Source organism: Bacillus cereus group sp. MYBK14-1 (assembly GCF_051916885.1).
Classification (GTDB): Bacteria; Bacillota; Bacilli; order Bacillales; family Bacillaceae_G; genus Bacillus_A; species Bacillus_A cereus.
The window spans coordinates 232,338-249,255 of sequence record NZ_JBQAHM010000002.1; the positions used below are offsets into that span (position 1 = coordinate 232,338).

Below are 16,918 nucleotides of genomic sequence, written 5' to 3' on the forward strand. Positions count from 1 at the left end.
AGGTGAACAGGTTATATTCCTGTTCACCTTTTTAAATTATTTATAAATTTTCACACGGTCCTCTAGCGGTTGGAATTCTTTTTCACCAGCATGTACTACCGGTTTACCAAATGGCATTTGCGCAATAAGTTTCCAATTCTCTGGAACATCCCACTCTTTTCTCACTTCTTCATCAATTAGCGGATTGTAATGCTGTAACGTAGCACCAAACCCTTCAATTTCTAAAGCTGTCCAAATTGCAAATTGTAACATTCCTGATGATTGCTGAGACCAAGTTGGGAAATTATCTTTATATAATGCAAAGTTTGCTTGAAGGCTTTCCACTACTTCACTGTCTTCAAAATATAAAACCGTTCCATAACCACTTTTAAATGCATTCATTTTTTCTTCAGTAGGTGCAAAGTTATTTTCAGGTACAATTTTTCGTAACGTTTCTTTCGTAATATCCCATAATTTATCATGTTGTTCTCCTAATAAAACAACAACGCGAGCACTTTGAGAATTAAAAGCTGAAGGTGTATGTTTTACAGCATGATAAATCACTTCTTGAATTTTCTCATCAGAAACTACTTGCTCTTTACTAATTGCATAAATAGATCTTCTGTCTTCAATTGCTGAGTAAAAATCTTTTGCCATCATAATTCCCTCCAATTTTCAATTGAGGCTATTTCATATGTATATATCATATTACGCCCCTCAAACTTATTATTAATAAGCTTATAACTTTATAATATCACAGCAACAAATAAACTCAAATGATAACACTTGTATTTAGAAGCTTTTTCCTTTTTAAAATAAAAATAAAAAGACTGTTTGTTGTTATCTAAAATTAGTAACAACAAACAGTCTTACTTATGTAGCGATCTAGATTCGTATTTTACTTACTTAATTAACTAATCCAAATGCATACGACATTAACTTATTTGTCTCTGTAAAACGTTTTGTTTTACTTGATGTCCCCATGACCACTGTAATAATTCGATTATCACCTTGCTTTGCAGTCCCAGTAAAACAGTATCCTGCACTATCTGTAAATCCAGTCTTTAGTCCGTCCATTCCTTCTATATATAAACTTTTATTATTTTTATTTAACATGTCGTTTGTGCTTATAACATTAATATTATTAAATGCTAGCTGACTTTGGCGTAAGTGAGTCACTTCTAATATTTCCGGATAATCTTTTATAAGATGATATGCCAATTGCGCTACATCAGCAGCCGTCATTTTTGTTTCACTTCCATCTGGCTCTTGTAATCCAGAAGCATTTGCAAATTTAGCATGTTCCGACATTTTTAACTGTTTCGCTTTTGCATCCATAAGCTGAACGAAATCTTTCTCCGATTTTGCCATATGTTCTGCTAAAGCCACAGCTGAATTATTAGCTGACTCAATCATTAATGCATGATATAAATCTTTAACAGTTAATGTATCATTAACTTGTACTGGGATTCTCGCTCCCTCTGTTTGTGCCGCCTTCGCACTCATTTTTACTGGATCTTCCCAGCGAACTTTCCCGTTATGTATACTCTCTAGTAAGAGATACGCTGTCATCATCTTAGACATACTAGCCGGTGCAAAAGCTTCATTTTCATTATATTGATAAATAATATCTCCATCACTCGCATCGATAATCATAGCTGCTTTTGCGTTAATTTCTGGTGGGATGTACTTTGGCGGGACTACTTTTTCAGTAAATCCTGCTTTAGGTAGTTCTGCCACTTGCAAAGGTTGTCCCTCTACATTCGCTATGCTCTTTTGATTTCCTTGGAATAAGAACCAACATATCCCTAAAATAATGACTAATAGGACTGTCATCCTTCCCCATTTTAACCGATTCATTTCAAAACTCCTTTAGCAAACCTTTTATACACTCACATTTAACCTTATCAACAATTCCTTTATACAGTCAAGGTAAAAGGTATATTTATTCATAGTACAGCAATGATTATTTTAATTTATTTATGTTAAACTTACAATATTGAAACGTAAGAAAATTTAATAATAAAATCTCGTAAATAAAGCGAAACTTTAATCAGCCCCACCAATCAGGCTACCCGTCAAATAGCGAGATAAACTATTTAATAGAAGGGATTCATACAAATGCTACTTCCAAAATCATTAAAATACGGAGACACAGTTGGGATTTACTCCCCTTCTTCACCAGTAACCTACACTTCACCAAAGAGATTTGAACGAGCAAAATCTTACTTACAACAGAAAGGGTTTCATATATTAGAAGGTTCATTAACAGGTCGATATGATTTTTATCGTTCTGGTAGTATACAAGAGCGGGCCGAGGAGCTAAATGTCTTAATAAGAAATCCTAATATTTCTTGTATTATGTCAACAATTGGTGGGATGAATTCAAATTCAATATTACCTTATATTGATTATGATGCTTTTCTAAAGAACCCTAAAATAATGATTGGATATTCAGATGCAACTGCTTTATTACTAGCAATTTACACCAAAACAGGAATCCCTACATTTTATGGACCAGCTCTCGTCCCTTCCTTTGGCGAATTTGAACCTTTTGTTGATTGCACATACAAATATTTTGCTGAAACTTTACTACATGATCATTCTCTTCCTTATCATATAAAACAACCATTATTTTGGTCAGATGAATTTATTAATTGGGAAGAAAAGACAAAGGAGAAAGAACTTCGACCAAACGATTGGATTTCAGTAATTGATGGAAAAGCTACTGGGCGTATTATTGGCGGGAATTTAAACACGATACAAGGAATTTGGGGTAGCCCCTATATGCCACATATTCAAGAAGGCGACATTCTCTTCATTGAGGACAGTTCAAAAGATGCAGCTACTATTGAAAGAAGCTTTTCATTACTTAAAATTAACGGTGTATTCGATAAAATTTCAGGTATCATTCTTGGAAAACATGAGCAATTTGATGATTGTGGTACAAATCGAAAACCTTTTGAAATACTATTAGAAGTACTTCAAAATCAAAGAATTCCTTTTCTAGCTGACTTCGATTGTTGTCATACACATCCCATGATTACCATGCCTATCGGTGTTCAAGTAGAGTTGGATGCAACAAATAAAACGATACATATTGTAGAACCTTGGAAAAAATGAATGCATAGCTTCTATTGTTTTACAATAAAAGCCATGATACTATATAATTTGGAATGTGAAAGATTAAACAAAATACGTTCCAATATATATCATTAGAAAAATTAGGTATAAATATATATTTATATGCAAAAGAGAGTGAATAAATGAAACCAACTATTAAAAATTACGTATTTTTACATGTAGCTTTTTTGATATATTCTATCATTATGGTTTACATGAAATGGGCAGCTAAATTCCCCATTGCTTCCATCTCATTTTTTGTTGCTTATTTCGGACTAGTTATACTTTTATTCGGATATGCAATTTTATGGCAACAAGTAATTAAACATTTCGAAATTTCAAAAGCATATTCACATCGCGGAATTATTATACTGTGGTCAATGCTTTGGTCAGTATTTCTATTTGGAGATACTATTCAGTGGAATCATTTACTTGGTGCAGCTATTATTATCGTCGGGATTGTGGTGGTGACAAAAGATGAATAGTTATATGTTATTATTTATTTTCGGGATAATTTTAGCTAATTACTCACAAATATTATTAAAAAAAGCTACTTTGCAACAATACGATTCTAGAATAAAAGAATATGTGAATCCTTATGTTATTATCGGCTACTCTTTATTTGTAATTAACGCCGGATTAAATGTTATCGCCATGAAGGGCATGGCATTAAAACAAGCATCAGCATTAGAATCCTTAAGTTATATCATCATATTAATTTTTGGTTGGTATTTCCTAGGAGAAAAAATAACGAAACGTAAACTCATCGGCAACATGATTATTATCGTTGGTGTAATCGTTTATTGTATCCAATAGTAAAAAGCTCCGTTTATCACAAACGGAGCTTTTTACTATTGACCTAAATTTTGCACTTTATCTTTCAAATCTCGAACTTGATCTACCGTCTGCATAAGCTCAGAGTTTTTAAATTGCTCTACATCCACTTTTCCTTCTTCTATCTTTGTCATCGCCGTATCAATTAACGTATTTAACTTTTCGTTATATCCGACGATTTGTTGATGAATATCCTTTGCTACATCAGGTGGCGTTAATTCATTGAATGCGGGTATATCTTGTTTAATTTCACTAAGCTTCGTTTCTAATTCTTTTCGAGCCTCGCTATCATTAACGGCCTTTTCTGCTAATGCTGGTGCATCATTTGCAAATGCACTTATTTCATTTACATAGTCTGTCGCCTTTTGAGCATAATCTATGGAGTTCTTTCCTTCTTCCACTATTGAACATCCCATTAAACCAATTGAAACTATAAATACTAATAAAATTGATTTTATTTTCATTTTAGACTCCCTTCGTCTTTATCATTGTCTGTAATTTTCTCTATACATAACTTCTAGCTAAATTGTTTATAACCTTTTTCAAATAGCTATTTATCCTCTTACATGCCCTATTATCGTTACAACATCTATTTCTATATGTACGCTTATAATATCTTCAATTATATCCATATAGCCTTGTCCTATAGCTGTTCCATAGTGTAATGTAAGCCCCTTCTTTTCATACACTGACTTTGGCACTGAAAAAATAAATCTCCTCAAGTTTCTTTCATCAGCTGGTTCCATAATTAAAACAATCCCATCTTCATCAAACATATACGCTCGCCCTCCAACTTTACATTCACTATGGCTCAGTATTGCCTTGGTCAGCAAAATTTAAAACACAATAAGTTAAGATACTCTCTGCTCTATCATAAAGTGAAAGTTTAATCAGTGAGGATTTTGTTCATCCCCCACTGGCTATCAGCCCGATCCCCACCTAACTTCTTTACTTCCGCTGAATTTTGAGGTAGGGTCTTACTGCCCGGCAAATAGCGAGATAAAAATAAAAAACATTCATTCTTTTTTGTTAAGAATGAATGCTTTTTAAAAAATCAATTTCTAACTCTAGCATCTTTTTTTGACGAGGTTTTACTTTTCTTACGGGAACTCCAGCGTAAATATACCAATCATCTAAACTCTCTTTTACCATACTCATCGCACCGACTGCCGTACCTTCTCCTACCGTTACATTTGGAAAAATAATAGAATTAGCACCAATAATCACATGTTTTTTTAAAATAACTTTTTCTGCTTTCACATTCCTATATTGATTCGGGACGGTTGGCCCCATTAATGTATTTCCACTGAAATCATCAAGTACTGCATATACGATTGTTTTAGCTGAGATGTTTGCAAAATCATGCATTTCAATCCCAACTTCTCCTCCATATAACGCTGTATACGCTGATATGTGCGAATAACTTCCAATTGTGATTTTACCACTTAAAATGCAAAAATCATCAATTCTTACATGATTGCCAACTGATATAGCACTCGGATTATATATACTTGCTTTTTTACTAACCAATACATTTTTCCCAACAGATAAAAATCCAACTTTCTTTAGTTCTTCTTGACTATAAAAACTATTCATCTACCGACACCACCTTCTGCTCTAAACAGATTACAATTTGCTCTACTAGTTCTTTCGTCATTCCTTCCCATAAAGGTAAACTTACGATTCGTTTTGCTATTTTATTCGTCTTTGTTAAATCTGTAGACTTATAGTTTTTAAAAAGAACTTGTTGGTGGCAAGATGGTGAAAAGTATAATCTAGCTTCTATTTTCTGTTTTTTCAGTTCTTCTATTACTTGTATGTTGCGAACTTCTTCTGGACAAATGATAGGCATAAATTGGTGAATAACCGCTTCTGTCTTTTGGACTTTCCACCCTTTTTTCATTAACCCAGTATTTTGTAACAACTGTTTATACCATTCAGAAATACGGCTGCGTTCTTTTAATTTTTGATCCCACTTTTTTATAGTCGCTATCCCAATAGCTGCTGCGTATTCAGACATTTTACAATTAAACCCCATCATCGTACATTCACGATTTTTATCAAATCCGAAATTCCCCATTCTTTTAATACGTTGTATATCTTCTTCGTTTTTACTATATATGAGCCCTCCTTCACCAATTCCGAAAGGCTTTGTTGCATGAAAGCTATATACGATCATTCCACTAAAATCTTGACCGTAATGCATCCCTCCATTCATTAAACCAAATCCCGGCGCCGCATCTACGACAACCGGAATCCCCTTCTTCTCTAATTCTTCATATTTTTCTAAGTTCATCCATGATCCAAAAGTGGCGTACGGGACAACAATCGCAACCTCTTCTTTTAATTCTTCTATCTTATCCAAAAGTACGGTTTTATCCATATACCAATCATCTATTGAAATATCAATAAAGTAAGGTTCCAGTCCACACCAAATAGCGGCTAAGGCAGTCGCAGGGAATGTAAAACTAGGCATGAGAGCATACTTTCCCTTTCTTCTTTTCTTTAGTTGAATAGCCGCCATTAACCCTAACGTTGCGTTTGCTACTGTTGTAACAGCTCCCCTGTTTTGAAAAAATGACGACATAATTGTTTCCTCAAAACGTTGATTTATAGGTCCATAATTCGTATATATGTGAGATGTATCAATTTCCTTCAATTCGTCCAAATACTCACTTACAGGTACAGTTGAAGCACGTAAAAAAGGAATATTCTCCATATCTATCTATTCCTTCCTATCATTTTCGGACAATATAGAGCATATCTGTTTCAGATAATCCAAATTTCCTAGCACCTTTCATTCCTTGTTTTTCCGCTATGTTATATAATTCTACCTTAAATCCTGCATTCATTAATCGTTGAATAAATCCCGATTTATTGTAAATTCTCACATGATCTTCTTGACCAAAAGCTAATTTCCTCAATTGTGGTGTTACAATTAATTCATTCTCTATAATAAAATCTACATTCATTACGATCGGTACTTGAATAATTCCCCATCCATTTGGCTTTAACACTCTATATAACTCTCGCATTGCTTTGTCATCATCAGGAACGTGTTCTAACACATGGCTACATAATATTACATCAAAAGTATTACTATCATATGTAATCCTTGTAACATCAATTTCCTTCATTAATGGATCCTTTGGTTCTAAGTCACCACATACATACGTAATATTTTTATACTCGTTAAACCAATCTCTTAACTTCGCTTCAGGTGCAATATGAAGCATTGTATAGTTTCTATTTAACAAGTCCGTTTCCGTTTCAATGTACGCACGATACAATCTTTCACGATCCATCGAATTGCAAACTGGACATATCCCTGTATCTTTATTCCACATCTCAAATTTATATTTCGGAAAATCATAATGCGCTGGCCAAGGTGAAAATTTTTCAAATTGTTGATTGCAATATTGACAATAACAAGATTCTTTCTCAAACATATGAGCAACTAACTTGTTTAACCCTTTTTTTATCTTTTCATTATAAATTTGATCTAGTTCGCCATTTCTTACTGCATCCTTAACTATAAATCCCGCATTTTCTAAACAATAAGATAAACTCTCTTTATACTCACTTTCGGAGCTTAAAAATCCACTATTATATGCATCTATAATTAATTCAATCCACTCTTCAATTGTCATTAAAATAAAATGCATTTGTTTTTGATTTTGTCCACTATGTTGTCTAAAATAACTAAGAGGTTCTTGCATATAAACTACTTTTCCTTTCCTCATCATATCTAGCCAAGTTGCAATGTCATTAATAGCAGAATAAGCCTTTCCTTTAAAATATCCAAACTTCCCGTCAAACAAATCCCGATTAAACAAAACAGTTGTCGGCTCACCAACTACATTTTTTAAGTTTTTTAACATATAATTTCCTAATTCTTTTCCTTCAAAAAGTGTAGTTTCTTTCGCGATTTTCATATTTAATGTTGAAGGTGGTAATATCTCTCCATTCTCATCAATCAGTTCACGATATGACGTCACAAATGAAATATTTTCTAACGTCAAAAAGTATTTCATCATTCTCTCGATCTTTTCATGATGAAATAAATCATCATCTAATAAAAAGTTTATATAGTCCCCATTCGCAAGTTCTACACACTTATTAAAGTTTTCGGCAACTAACGGCGTTTCATTTTTAACATATGTAATACACTCATATTCACGTAAGTACGGTTGAATCATAGCATTGACTTCATTATTTGTACTATCGTCAGAAATAATAATTTCAATATTTTCATATGTTTGATTCAAAGCGCTGTTGAGTGCTAATTCCAAGTAATAAGGTCTATTGTATGCAGGAATAAGTATACTTACTTTCGGTAATGAAGAATTATTATTTATATGTTGTTTTTTCTTTTCTATGTTTATTTTCTTCGCTCTAATTTTTTGGTAATAGTCTAATGTATATAATATTGATGATGGAACTATCCTTCTTGCATAATCTAGAAAATTAGTTATCGCTTTGTCTAACTCTTTTTCGGTGGATAAGAAACCATATTGTTCTCCTGCTATAATACTGTGTGAAAAATCTTCTAACCCATCCATCATTTTATTAGATTCATTTAACTGTTGATCTGGATGTAATCGAAAGTAACTAAGTGTCTCTGCTATATATACTGCTTTTCCTTTACTTAATAAAGATAACCATGAAGCTATATCTACGTTACATAAATACCGCCTCTTATCAAAAATCCCATATGGTTCTTGTAAATCATTTTTACGAAATAAAACTGTTGTCGGTTCTCCAATGTAATTTTTTTGATCCACAATTACCTTATTTCCTAATTCAGTTCCCTCTATAATGGTATCCTCTTCAAATAAACGGACAGTCGAATAAATATGTCGCAGTTCTTTCCCTTTATCATCAATTACTTGACGATGAGATGTTACAAGCTTAATTTCATTATCTAAATCATTGAAAAAATACTTCATCATTTTTTCAATTTTATTCACATGAAATACATCATCATCCATTAAAAAATTTATATACTCACCGTTCGCTTCATTAAATAACATTAACGCATTTTCAAATTGTCCGAGAGTTGACCTATTTTTTATATAAATAATATTTGAATGATCACATAAGTATTTTTGTAACAATTTTTCTGTTTCATCATTCGTGCTGTCATCTCCAACTATAATTTCTATATTAGGGTACGTTTGTTCTAACACACTACATAACGCCTTTTCAAAGTAACTAGGACGATTATATGTAGGAATTAATACACTTACCAACGGAAGTTGCTCTACCATTTCTTCAGTTCTTTCAATACGAGTTCTCATTTTAACTCTCTCACCTCTTCGCATATTATTTATATACGCGACACAAAAATCACATTACTTTAACTGTATGGAGCCTATATACTTTTATGCAAACAGGAAACAAAATATCATACTTTTCGTTCCTGAATGAACATATTTAATAATGCGGACATTTTATTTGCACCTTTTTTATTCATATGATCACTATCATAAAAATCATCGTCACAAAATAATGGCGAATCAAATAGATCTATAATTTGAAAAGAATATTGAGTTTGAAAATCATTTATAACTTTATAAAAATCTTCTTTTAATTTCTTACTACTACAATTGAAATAATGTGAAGTAACAGGGAACACAACAATTAATGGCTTTATATCATTTTTCAACAGTAATTCTAAATATTTCTTAAAAATCATTTTATTTTCAACTAAAGTATGAGGATACGCCAATTTAGCATGTGAAGCTGCTCTTATTTTCCCGTGTTCTTCAAAAGGAATATGAAGAGAAGTAGTATTCCATTCAGCATTTATCCAAGGCAGCGTTAATGATTCATCTTTTAGTTCGTCTAATAAAATATATTCAAAATGCAAATTAAAAATAGAAAGAAGTGGTTTCGGAGTATTTAGATGTGAGAATCCATCAGTGGGTAGAAGAGAGTGAACTACAGTATGATGACCATCTTGAAACAATGGATAATATACTTTGTGAATTCTATATGATTCAGATGATAACGACATATCAAAGTAAAACGAGAAATAGGCTATTCCTATTAAACAATATTGAAATGAATGATTGTTTGATAAAAGTTGTGACGCTATTAAATAATCATAGTATAGATCTTGCGATGGAAGTGTTAATTTTATTGACTTTTTTGAGAGAAGCTCCGTACTTATGCCACAATGTGGATAAGACAAACCGGTAGCAAACAATTCATACGTCGGATCACTCTTTGCTTTTTTCATAGAAATGTATAAAGACATAAGATCCGGATTTATTTGATAGATAGAAATTAATTTATCCTTCCATTCATACATGTATTTTGTTAAATTAATAATTTTTGAACTTTGCACGCCCCTATTTATCAAGTCATTTGTAAGTTTTTCTGCGTCCCCTCTCCAAATGACTATATATTGAAAAGAACTTTCTATACGAACAACATCTGAAACGTCTACAACATGAACTATTGTTTTACATTTATTTTTGTCTAACGTATTTCGAATCCTCTCCCCTGATAACTCATCACTTAAAACAATGATTTTATATTGCTCCTTCATGTACATCCCCTCCATTATATGTATAATATGAAATTCATTTTTAATTCGTAACAATCATATACACCTGCAATCTAACAAAAAAAATAGCTCCACCATTAGGCGTAGCTATTTTTACAATTATTGCTTATTCAAATTATATTCCTTTATCTAACTCATAAAGTTTACGATACTTTTCATTTTCTTTCAGAAGTTGTTTATGACTACCTTGCATGACAATTTGGCCACGATCAAGGAATATAACTTCGTCTACATGTTCTATTCCTACAAGATGGTGCGTAATCCAAATAACCGTCTTTTCTTCCGTTGCAGAAAACATTGTTTCGATTAAAGACAATTCTGTTTTTGGATCTAAACCGATAGTCGGTTCATCAAGTACAATAATTGGTGTTTCTTGCATAAGAGTTCTAGCAAAAGCAACCCTTTGTCTTTCCCCACCAGAAAACCGCTTTCCCATTTCATGCATTTTTGTTTGTAATCCGTCTGGAAGAGAAGTAACATGTGAAGCTAATTGTGCTTTCTCTAAAGCTTTCCATATCTCTTCATCCGTCGCCTCCGGTTTGCCAATTCGTACATTATTTCCAATTGTCGTATCAAACAAATGCGGCTTTTGATTTAATACAGAAATATATTTAGATAAAAGATTCGTATGAGCTCGTTCACCATTCAATACAACTTGGCCATTTACTGGGCTTAACGCCCCTGTTAACAATTTTAGTAAAGTAGATTTCCCTGTCCCACTTCTCCCTAAAATAGCAATTTTCTTCCCTGCTTTTATTTGTAATGATACATCTTTTAATACAATCTCATTACTATCTGGATAACTATACGATACGTGATTCAGTTCAATATCTACATGTTTTGGTTCAATATAATCTTTCTCTCCATGCAAATCCGTTTCATCATGTAAAACACTATCACTTTCTACGCCATTAAGACGATGGGTAGATTCTACATACGACGGTATTCGATCGATGGCATCTGCAATAGGAATAAGCGCGTTTGTTACAGATAAAGTCATTAATACGAAAGCTGCGATAACTGTAGGAGCAATTTGTTCACTTGCCGCTTCATTCCCAGTCCATATGATCATCGAAATAACTACAATACCTACTACTAATTGAATGATACTGTCCCGAATATGATACCAGCGTTTCACTCTCTTTTCGATTTTTAACAACTGATCATTTTGTTTTACATACTCATTAATAAATTCATCTTTACGACCACTTGCTTGCCAATCAGATAATCCAAAAACAGCATCTGTCAGTTGTTGATACAAACGGTTTCTTCCTTGCTTTAAAGTAACATGATGTTTCTTCATCAAAAATAATGATACAAACGGAAGAAGAAAAACGATAATAGCTAACATACAACCTACAATAAGTGCAAAAACAAAATCAAATGCACCGATAACAAGTACGAAGATACTATAAACAACTAACGCTAATATGCTAGGAAATATTGTACGTAAATATAGGTTTTGCAAATGCTCTATATCTTCGGATAACACTCCTAACATATCACCCGTTTGAAATCGAGAACGGAAAAATAACGCCTGTGGTTCTACTATTCTATATAGCCTCGTTCTCATTTTTTCTAATATACGTAGTACGACATCATGCCCGACTAGGCGCTCTATATAATGAAATACAGCTTGCCCTATACTAAACGCTCTTGTTGCAACAATAGGAACATATACAGCCATTACATTTTCTGGTCTAAGGGCAGATTTTGAGATCAAATAACCTGAAATAAAAAGTAACATCGCTCCTGAACTAACTCCAAGAAGACCAAGGAAAATAGTTAAAGTCATTCTACCTTTATTTTGTTTTATATAAGGTTTAACCCAGTTACTCATTTCTCTCCCCTCTCTTCCCTATGAAAATGTAATGTCTCATTCTCTAAAAGTTCTTCATACGTCCCACTTTCTTTCATTTCCCCTTTATTTAAAATAAGGATATGGTCCATTTGTTTCATCCAATGTAGACGGTGAGTTGCTAAAAATACTAACTTTCCATTAAATAAACGTAACATCGCTTGCTTTATTTCAAATTCGGTTTCAATATCAAGATGTGCCGTAGGCTCATCTAATAAAATGATTGGTTTTTTACTTAAAAGCGCACGCGCCATAGCAACACGCTGTTCTTGTCCGCCACTTAGCATACGTCCACCTTCTCCAATTCTTTCGTGTATCCCATTTGGAAGTGATGTAACGAGTGAACGAAGGCCGACTTCATTAATAACTCTTTCAACTTCTTCATCTGTTGCATTTGTTTCATAAAAACGAATGTTATCCTTTAATGAAAGCGGAAAAATATAAGGTTGCTGCGGAATATAAGCAATATTTTTTTGCCAATCTTCACGAGTAGATCCATCAACTTCTAGACCATTTACTAACATCTTCCCACTCGAAGGAGATAAAAAACCTGCTAATACGTCGATTAACGTCGATTTCCCTGCACCACTTTCACCAATAACACCAATAGCACCGTTACCTTCCCAAGTAAAATTAATTCCTTCTAATATAGCCTTTTCAGATTCAGTATTATTAACTTTGATATCTTGTAATTTCAAGCTACTAGAGGCATTCCATACTATATCTTCCTTTAAATCTTTCTTTTGTATTCCTTTTTGTTGTTGCAAAATCTCTTCTATTTGCTCCATCGCAATTTGTCCATCTAATGTCGCATGATAATTTGCTCCCACTTGTTTAATCGGCAGAAAATATTCCGGAGCTAAAATCAAAATTGTAAGGGCTGGTAATAGTATAATCGTTCCATCTATTAAACGTATCCCTAATCCAACTGCCACAAACGCAATTGATAAACTCGTAAAGAAATCTAATGCAAAAGAAGAAAGAAAAGCAACTCGCAAAGTACGCATCGTTGCTTTTCTATATCTTTTACTTACTTTTTCAATCTTTCCTTCGTGCTGTTCACTTTTCCCTAAATACTTTAATGTTTCTAAACCTTTTAACGTATCTACAAAATGATTCGAAAGTACACGATATATCTCATACTGACTATCTGCCATTTTTTGCGCTGCTAATCCGAGAAGAATCATAAATATGATCACGATAGGAATCGTTACAACTAAAATGATTCCAGACTCAATATCTAGCGTAAAAACATATAGTACAATTAGACCTGGAACGATACTACTTCTAATCATTTTAGGAATCGTTAATTCAATATATGTTTTAAATTTCTCAATCCCCTCAATTGATAAGGTAACCAGATGACCAGTTCCAACAGTTTGAACATACCTTGGACCTAATGTGAAATATGCCTCTATCAATTGTTTTCTTAGTAACGACCCTGTTTTTTCAGCAAAACGTTCCACTAATATTTGTGATGTTCGAACTACTATGTTACGCGCTGCAAACGCGATACCAAAATAAACAACTTCACTTAATATTGTTTGTACTGTCTCTCCATGAAATAAAAACGTAATAGCTCGTGCTAAAAAGATTGTTTGCGCAATAATACTAAAAGCTTCTAAAATACTAATAATCGTTAACGCTACATATAAAATACGGCTACCGGGATAAGACGGAAGTCCTCTTTTTCTTTTCATTAGTACTCCAAATCGTTGTCTGACTTAACAGGTTGTCTAAATACATAATAACTCCATATTTGACTTCCGATAACGAAAGGCAAAATAGCAATCGCAAAGTAAGTCATAAGTTTTAATGCATAAGCTCCTGATGCTGCGTTGTAAATTGTCAAATCATTCATTGCTCCTAAAGAGCTAATCATAACACGTGGGAACATACCGATAAATACACTCGCACTTAGTAAAATGATTGTTAAACTCGTCATAAAGAAAGCCCAACCATCTCTTCTTCTTTTATTTAATAAAGTGGACACTAATAGTGCTACAAAAGCTCCGATTGGTACCATAATCCATTCTGTTCCATGAGCAGTGAAAATGTCGGTTTTCCATAACCCCACACCAGCAAAAACAAGAAGTGTAAGTAATGAAAATGGTGCAATTTTTATTGCAGCAATTCGTGCACGTTCTCTCAATTTACCAGTTGTACGTATCGTAAGAAATTGTAATCCGTGAACAATACATAGTAGGAGAAACATTACTCCTCCAAGTAACGCAAATGGATGAAGTAATTGCAAGAATCCACCTACAACATTTTTACTCTCATCAATAGGTACACCTACCATAAAGTTTGCAATCGCAACTCCCCAAAGGATAGGAGGTAACATACTTCCAATAAACATCCCCCAATCCCATGCACTCTTCCATTTATGATTATCTATTTTCGCACGAAATTTAAAGGAAACACCTCTTAAAATTAAAGCAAGAAGCATAAATACAAATGGAATATAAAAACCACTAAATAAAGTTGCATACCAGTGCGGAAATGCCGCAAACATGGCTCCACCAGCACAAACAAGCCATACTTCATTCGCGTGCCAGAACGGTCCTATTGTATTTAAGTAAACTCGTTTTTCAAAATCATTCTTTCCTAAAAACCTCGAAACCATTCCTACACCAAAATCGAAACCTTCCAGTACGAAGAATCCAACAAACAAGATTGCAATAACTAAAAACCACAACTCATTAAGAGATAACATACTCTTCCTCCTTATCAAATGGATCATGGCTTTGATAATCCTTTTTCGTTTTCTTATTCGTGTGGCCCTTAATGGTACGAACAAATAAGTACACACAAATTCCACCCATAATTAAATACATTGATGTGAATGAAATAAGTGAGAATAATACTTCACCGAATGTTACATTTGGTGATACAGCATCTTCTGTTTTCATTACACCAAATACTACCCAAGGTTGACGACCCATTTCAGTCATAATCCACCCTACTGTATTACCGATGAATGGAAGAGAAATTGCATACACCATTAATTTTAAATACCACGTTTTTTCAGCTAAACGATCTTTTCTTGATAAGAACCATCCGTAAGCTCCTAGAAGAAGCATGAATGTTCCACTCATTACCATCGCTCTAAAACTCCAAAACATTGTATGCACTGGAGGAATATAATCTCCAGGTCCATATTTTTCCTCATATTGTTTTTGAATTTGATTCATCCCTTCAACTTGACCGCTAAACTTATCATACGATAATAGACTTAGCATATAAGGGATTTGAATTTCAAACGAATTTTCTTTCTTCTCTGTATCAATTTTCGAAAATACTGTAAATGGTGCTGGATCCTCACTTGTATTCCATAGCGCTTCAGCTGCCGCCATCTTCATTGGATGTGTCTTAATTAATTGTTGCGCTTGTGCATGACCAAAGAACAATACAAGCGCCGTTGTAATTGTTCCAACAATGATAGAAATTCGGAAAGATTTTTTAAATACTACAGTTTCTTGTCCTTTTGTAATTTTCCATGCACTTACACCAGCAATAAAGAATGCACCTGTTGCAATTGCCGCTGTAATTGTATGCGGGAATTGTACCCATAGTTGTGGGTTTTGAATAATGGCTAAGAAATCATTCATTTGCGCACGACCATCAGCTGCCATTTCATACCCGACAGGTGACTGCATAAATGCACTTGCAGTTAAAATCCAGAATGCTGATAACATCGTTCCAATTGAAAGGAGCCAAATACACATTAAGTGAATTCGCTTCGGTAATTTGTCCTCACCGAATACCCATAAACCTAGGAATGTAGACTCAATGAAAAATGCCAGTAATCCTTCAATTGCAAGCGAGGGACCAAATACATCACCTACAAAACGTGAATACGTTGACCAGTTCATACCAAACTGAAATTCTTGTAAAATACCTGTTACTACACCTACTGCAAAGTTAATAAGGAATAATTGCGTCCAAAACTTTGCCATCTTCTTATATACCTCTTGCCCTTTTACCACATACAACGTTTGCATGATCGCAATAATAAAAGCTAAACCAATTGACAGCGGAACAAAAAAGTAATGGAAAATCGTTGTTGATGCGAACTGTATTCGTGCCAATTCGAGCGTTTCCATACTAAAATCACTTCCTTCATAGTTTTTATAATAAAAGTTAATTGAGCAATCTTATCAAACTCAATTATTAAGAAATACGAAAAGACAAAAACATTTTGTATGTATTGTCGAAAAATATGAAGTTTCAGTTTTTCAAACTATTGTAATGCTATTTTTTACCTTTTCACTATTTCTGTAGTGTTTTATTTGTTAATCGAATTGTATAATATACCTGCATAGTAAATTCAGGTTATTTTTGACGTATTATTGACATCATTTTGTCTGAAATATGTCTTTTGTCATTTTTTTGAATCAGATTTTTCTCATTAGCAAAATGTGTTTTTTCAATATACTTCTTACTTTTATATCTATAAAACAATCGTTTTTTCTTCATACGCTTGACTTTTACTCGGAAAAATGTCCTCGAAAGCACCCACGATAAATGCTTATTTTTTGTCAAGAGAA

Annotated in this window: 15 protein-coding genes; 3 read left to right on the forward strand and 12 right to left on the reverse strand. The window is 33.3% G+C overall.

Annotation, left to right across the window (positions count from 1 at the left end; translation table 11 throughout):
- Positions 1-36 precede the first annotated feature (36 nt).
- Both ACTFR3_RS07220 and ACTFR3_RS07225 read right to left on the reverse strand, forming a co-directional pair.
- Positions 37-639 (reverse strand): nitroreductase family protein, encoded by a 603-nt coding sequence (locus ACTFR3_RS07220; RefSeq protein ID WP_001987122.1) that lies wholly within the window; start codon positions 637-639, stop codon positions 37-39.
- 246 nt (positions 640-885) lie between these two features.
- Positions 886-1,839 carry a D-alanyl-D-alanine carboxypeptidase family protein gene (locus ACTFR3_RS07225; protein ID WP_001080870.1) on the reverse strand — a complete coding sequence of 318 codons (954 nt, stop codon included), beginning with the start codon at positions 1,837-1,839 and terminating at the stop codon, positions 886-888.
- 261 nt (positions 1,840-2,100) lie between these two features.
- On the opposite strand from ACTFR3_RS07225, the gene ACTFR3_RS07230 reads away from it, so the two are divergent.
- From ACTFR3_RS07230 to ACTFR3_RS07240, 3 genes are all read left to right on the forward strand, one after another.
- Positions 2,101-3,102: a S66 family peptidase gene (locus tag ACTFR3_RS07230; protein WP_000926333.1), complete on the forward strand. Its 1,002-nt coding sequence runs from the start codon at positions 2,101-2,103 to the stop codon at positions 3,100-3,102.
- A gap of 143 nt (positions 3,103-3,245) precedes the next feature.
- Entirely contained in the window at positions 3,246-3,587 is a 342-nt protein-coding gene (locus ACTFR3_RS07235) for an EamA family transporter (protein WP_000805125.1), read from the forward strand.
- Positions 3,580-3,918 carry an EamA family transporter gene (locus ACTFR3_RS07240; RefSeq protein ID WP_001089868.1) on the forward strand — a complete coding sequence of 113 codons (339 nt, stop codon included), beginning with the start codon at positions 3,580-3,582 and terminating at the stop codon, positions 3,916-3,918. The genes ACTFR3_RS07235 and ACTFR3_RS07240 overlap by 8 nt, the downstream gene beginning before the upstream one ends.
- 35 nt (positions 3,919-3,953) lie before the next feature.
- On the opposite strand, the gene ACTFR3_RS07245 is transcribed toward ACTFR3_RS07240, so the two are convergent.
- The 10 genes from ACTFR3_RS07245 to cydA all read right to left on the reverse strand — a co-directional run bounded on the left by ACTFR3_RS07245 (position 3,954) and on the right by cydA (position 16,474).
- A complete protein-coding gene (locus tag ACTFR3_RS07245; protein WP_000695202.1) occupies positions 3,954-4,400 on the reverse strand; it encodes a DUF6376 family protein in 447 nt (148 codons plus the stop codon).
- 90 nt (positions 4,401-4,490) lie between these two features.
- On the reverse strand, positions 4,491-4,712 hold the full coding sequence (locus ACTFR3_RS07250; RefSeq protein ID WP_000459099.1) for a hypothetical protein: 222 nt from the start codon (positions 4,710-4,712) through the stop codon (positions 4,491-4,493).
- Between the two features lie 253 nt (positions 4,713-4,965).
- Positions 4,966-5,532, reverse strand: coding sequence for an acyltransferase (locus ACTFR3_RS07255; protein WP_074553840.1), 567 nt, complete (start codon positions 5,530-5,532; stop codon positions 4,966-4,968).
- Positions 5,525-6,655, reverse strand: a complete 1,131-nt coding sequence (locus tag ACTFR3_RS07260; RefSeq protein WP_074553838.1) for a DegT/DnrJ/EryC1/StrS aminotransferase family protein — start codon at positions 6,653-6,655, stop codon at positions 5,525-5,527. Before ACTFR3_RS07260 ends, ACTFR3_RS07255 begins: the two co-directional genes overlap by 8 nt.
- Positions 6,656-6,674: 19 nt before the next feature.
- Positions 6,675-9,236, reverse strand: a complete 2,562-nt coding sequence (locus tag ACTFR3_RS07265) for a glycosyltransferase (RefSeq protein WP_440044317.1) — start codon at positions 9,234-9,236, stop codon at positions 6,675-6,677.
- Positions 9,237-9,343: 107 nt separating this feature from the next.
- The gene (locus tag ACTFR3_RS07270; RefSeq protein WP_130055396.1) at positions 9,344-10,492 is read right to left on the reverse strand and encodes a hypothetical protein; all 1,149 of its coding nucleotides are present in this window, start codon (positions 10,490-10,492) and stop codon (positions 9,344-9,346) included.
- A 133-nt stretch (positions 10,493-10,625) separates the two neighbouring features.
- Positions 10,626-12,350, reverse strand: coding sequence for a thiol reductant ABC exporter subunit CydC (gene cydC, locus ACTFR3_RS07275; protein ID WP_211478014.1), 1,725 nt, complete (start codon positions 12,348-12,350; stop codon positions 10,626-10,628).
- A complete protein-coding gene (gene cydD / locus ACTFR3_RS07280; protein ID WP_440044318.1) occupies positions 12,347-14,068 on the reverse strand; it encodes a thiol reductant ABC exporter subunit CydD in 1,722 nt (573 codons plus the stop codon). Before cydD ends, cydC begins: the two co-directional genes overlap by 4 nt.
- Positions 14,068-15,084 carry a cytochrome d ubiquinol oxidase subunit II gene (gene cydB, locus ACTFR3_RS07285; RefSeq protein ID WP_000950085.1) on the reverse strand — a complete coding sequence of 339 codons (1,017 nt, stop codon included), beginning with the start codon at positions 15,082-15,084 and terminating at the stop codon, positions 14,068-14,070. Before cydB ends, cydD begins: the two co-directional genes overlap by 1 nt.
- Entirely contained in the window at positions 15,071-16,474 is a 1,404-nt protein-coding gene (gene cydA / locus ACTFR3_RS07290) for a cytochrome ubiquinol oxidase subunit I (protein ID WP_000448870.1), read from the reverse strand. The genes cydB and cydA overlap by 14 nt, the downstream gene beginning before the upstream one ends.
- Positions 16,475-16,918: the final 444 nt, after the last annotated feature.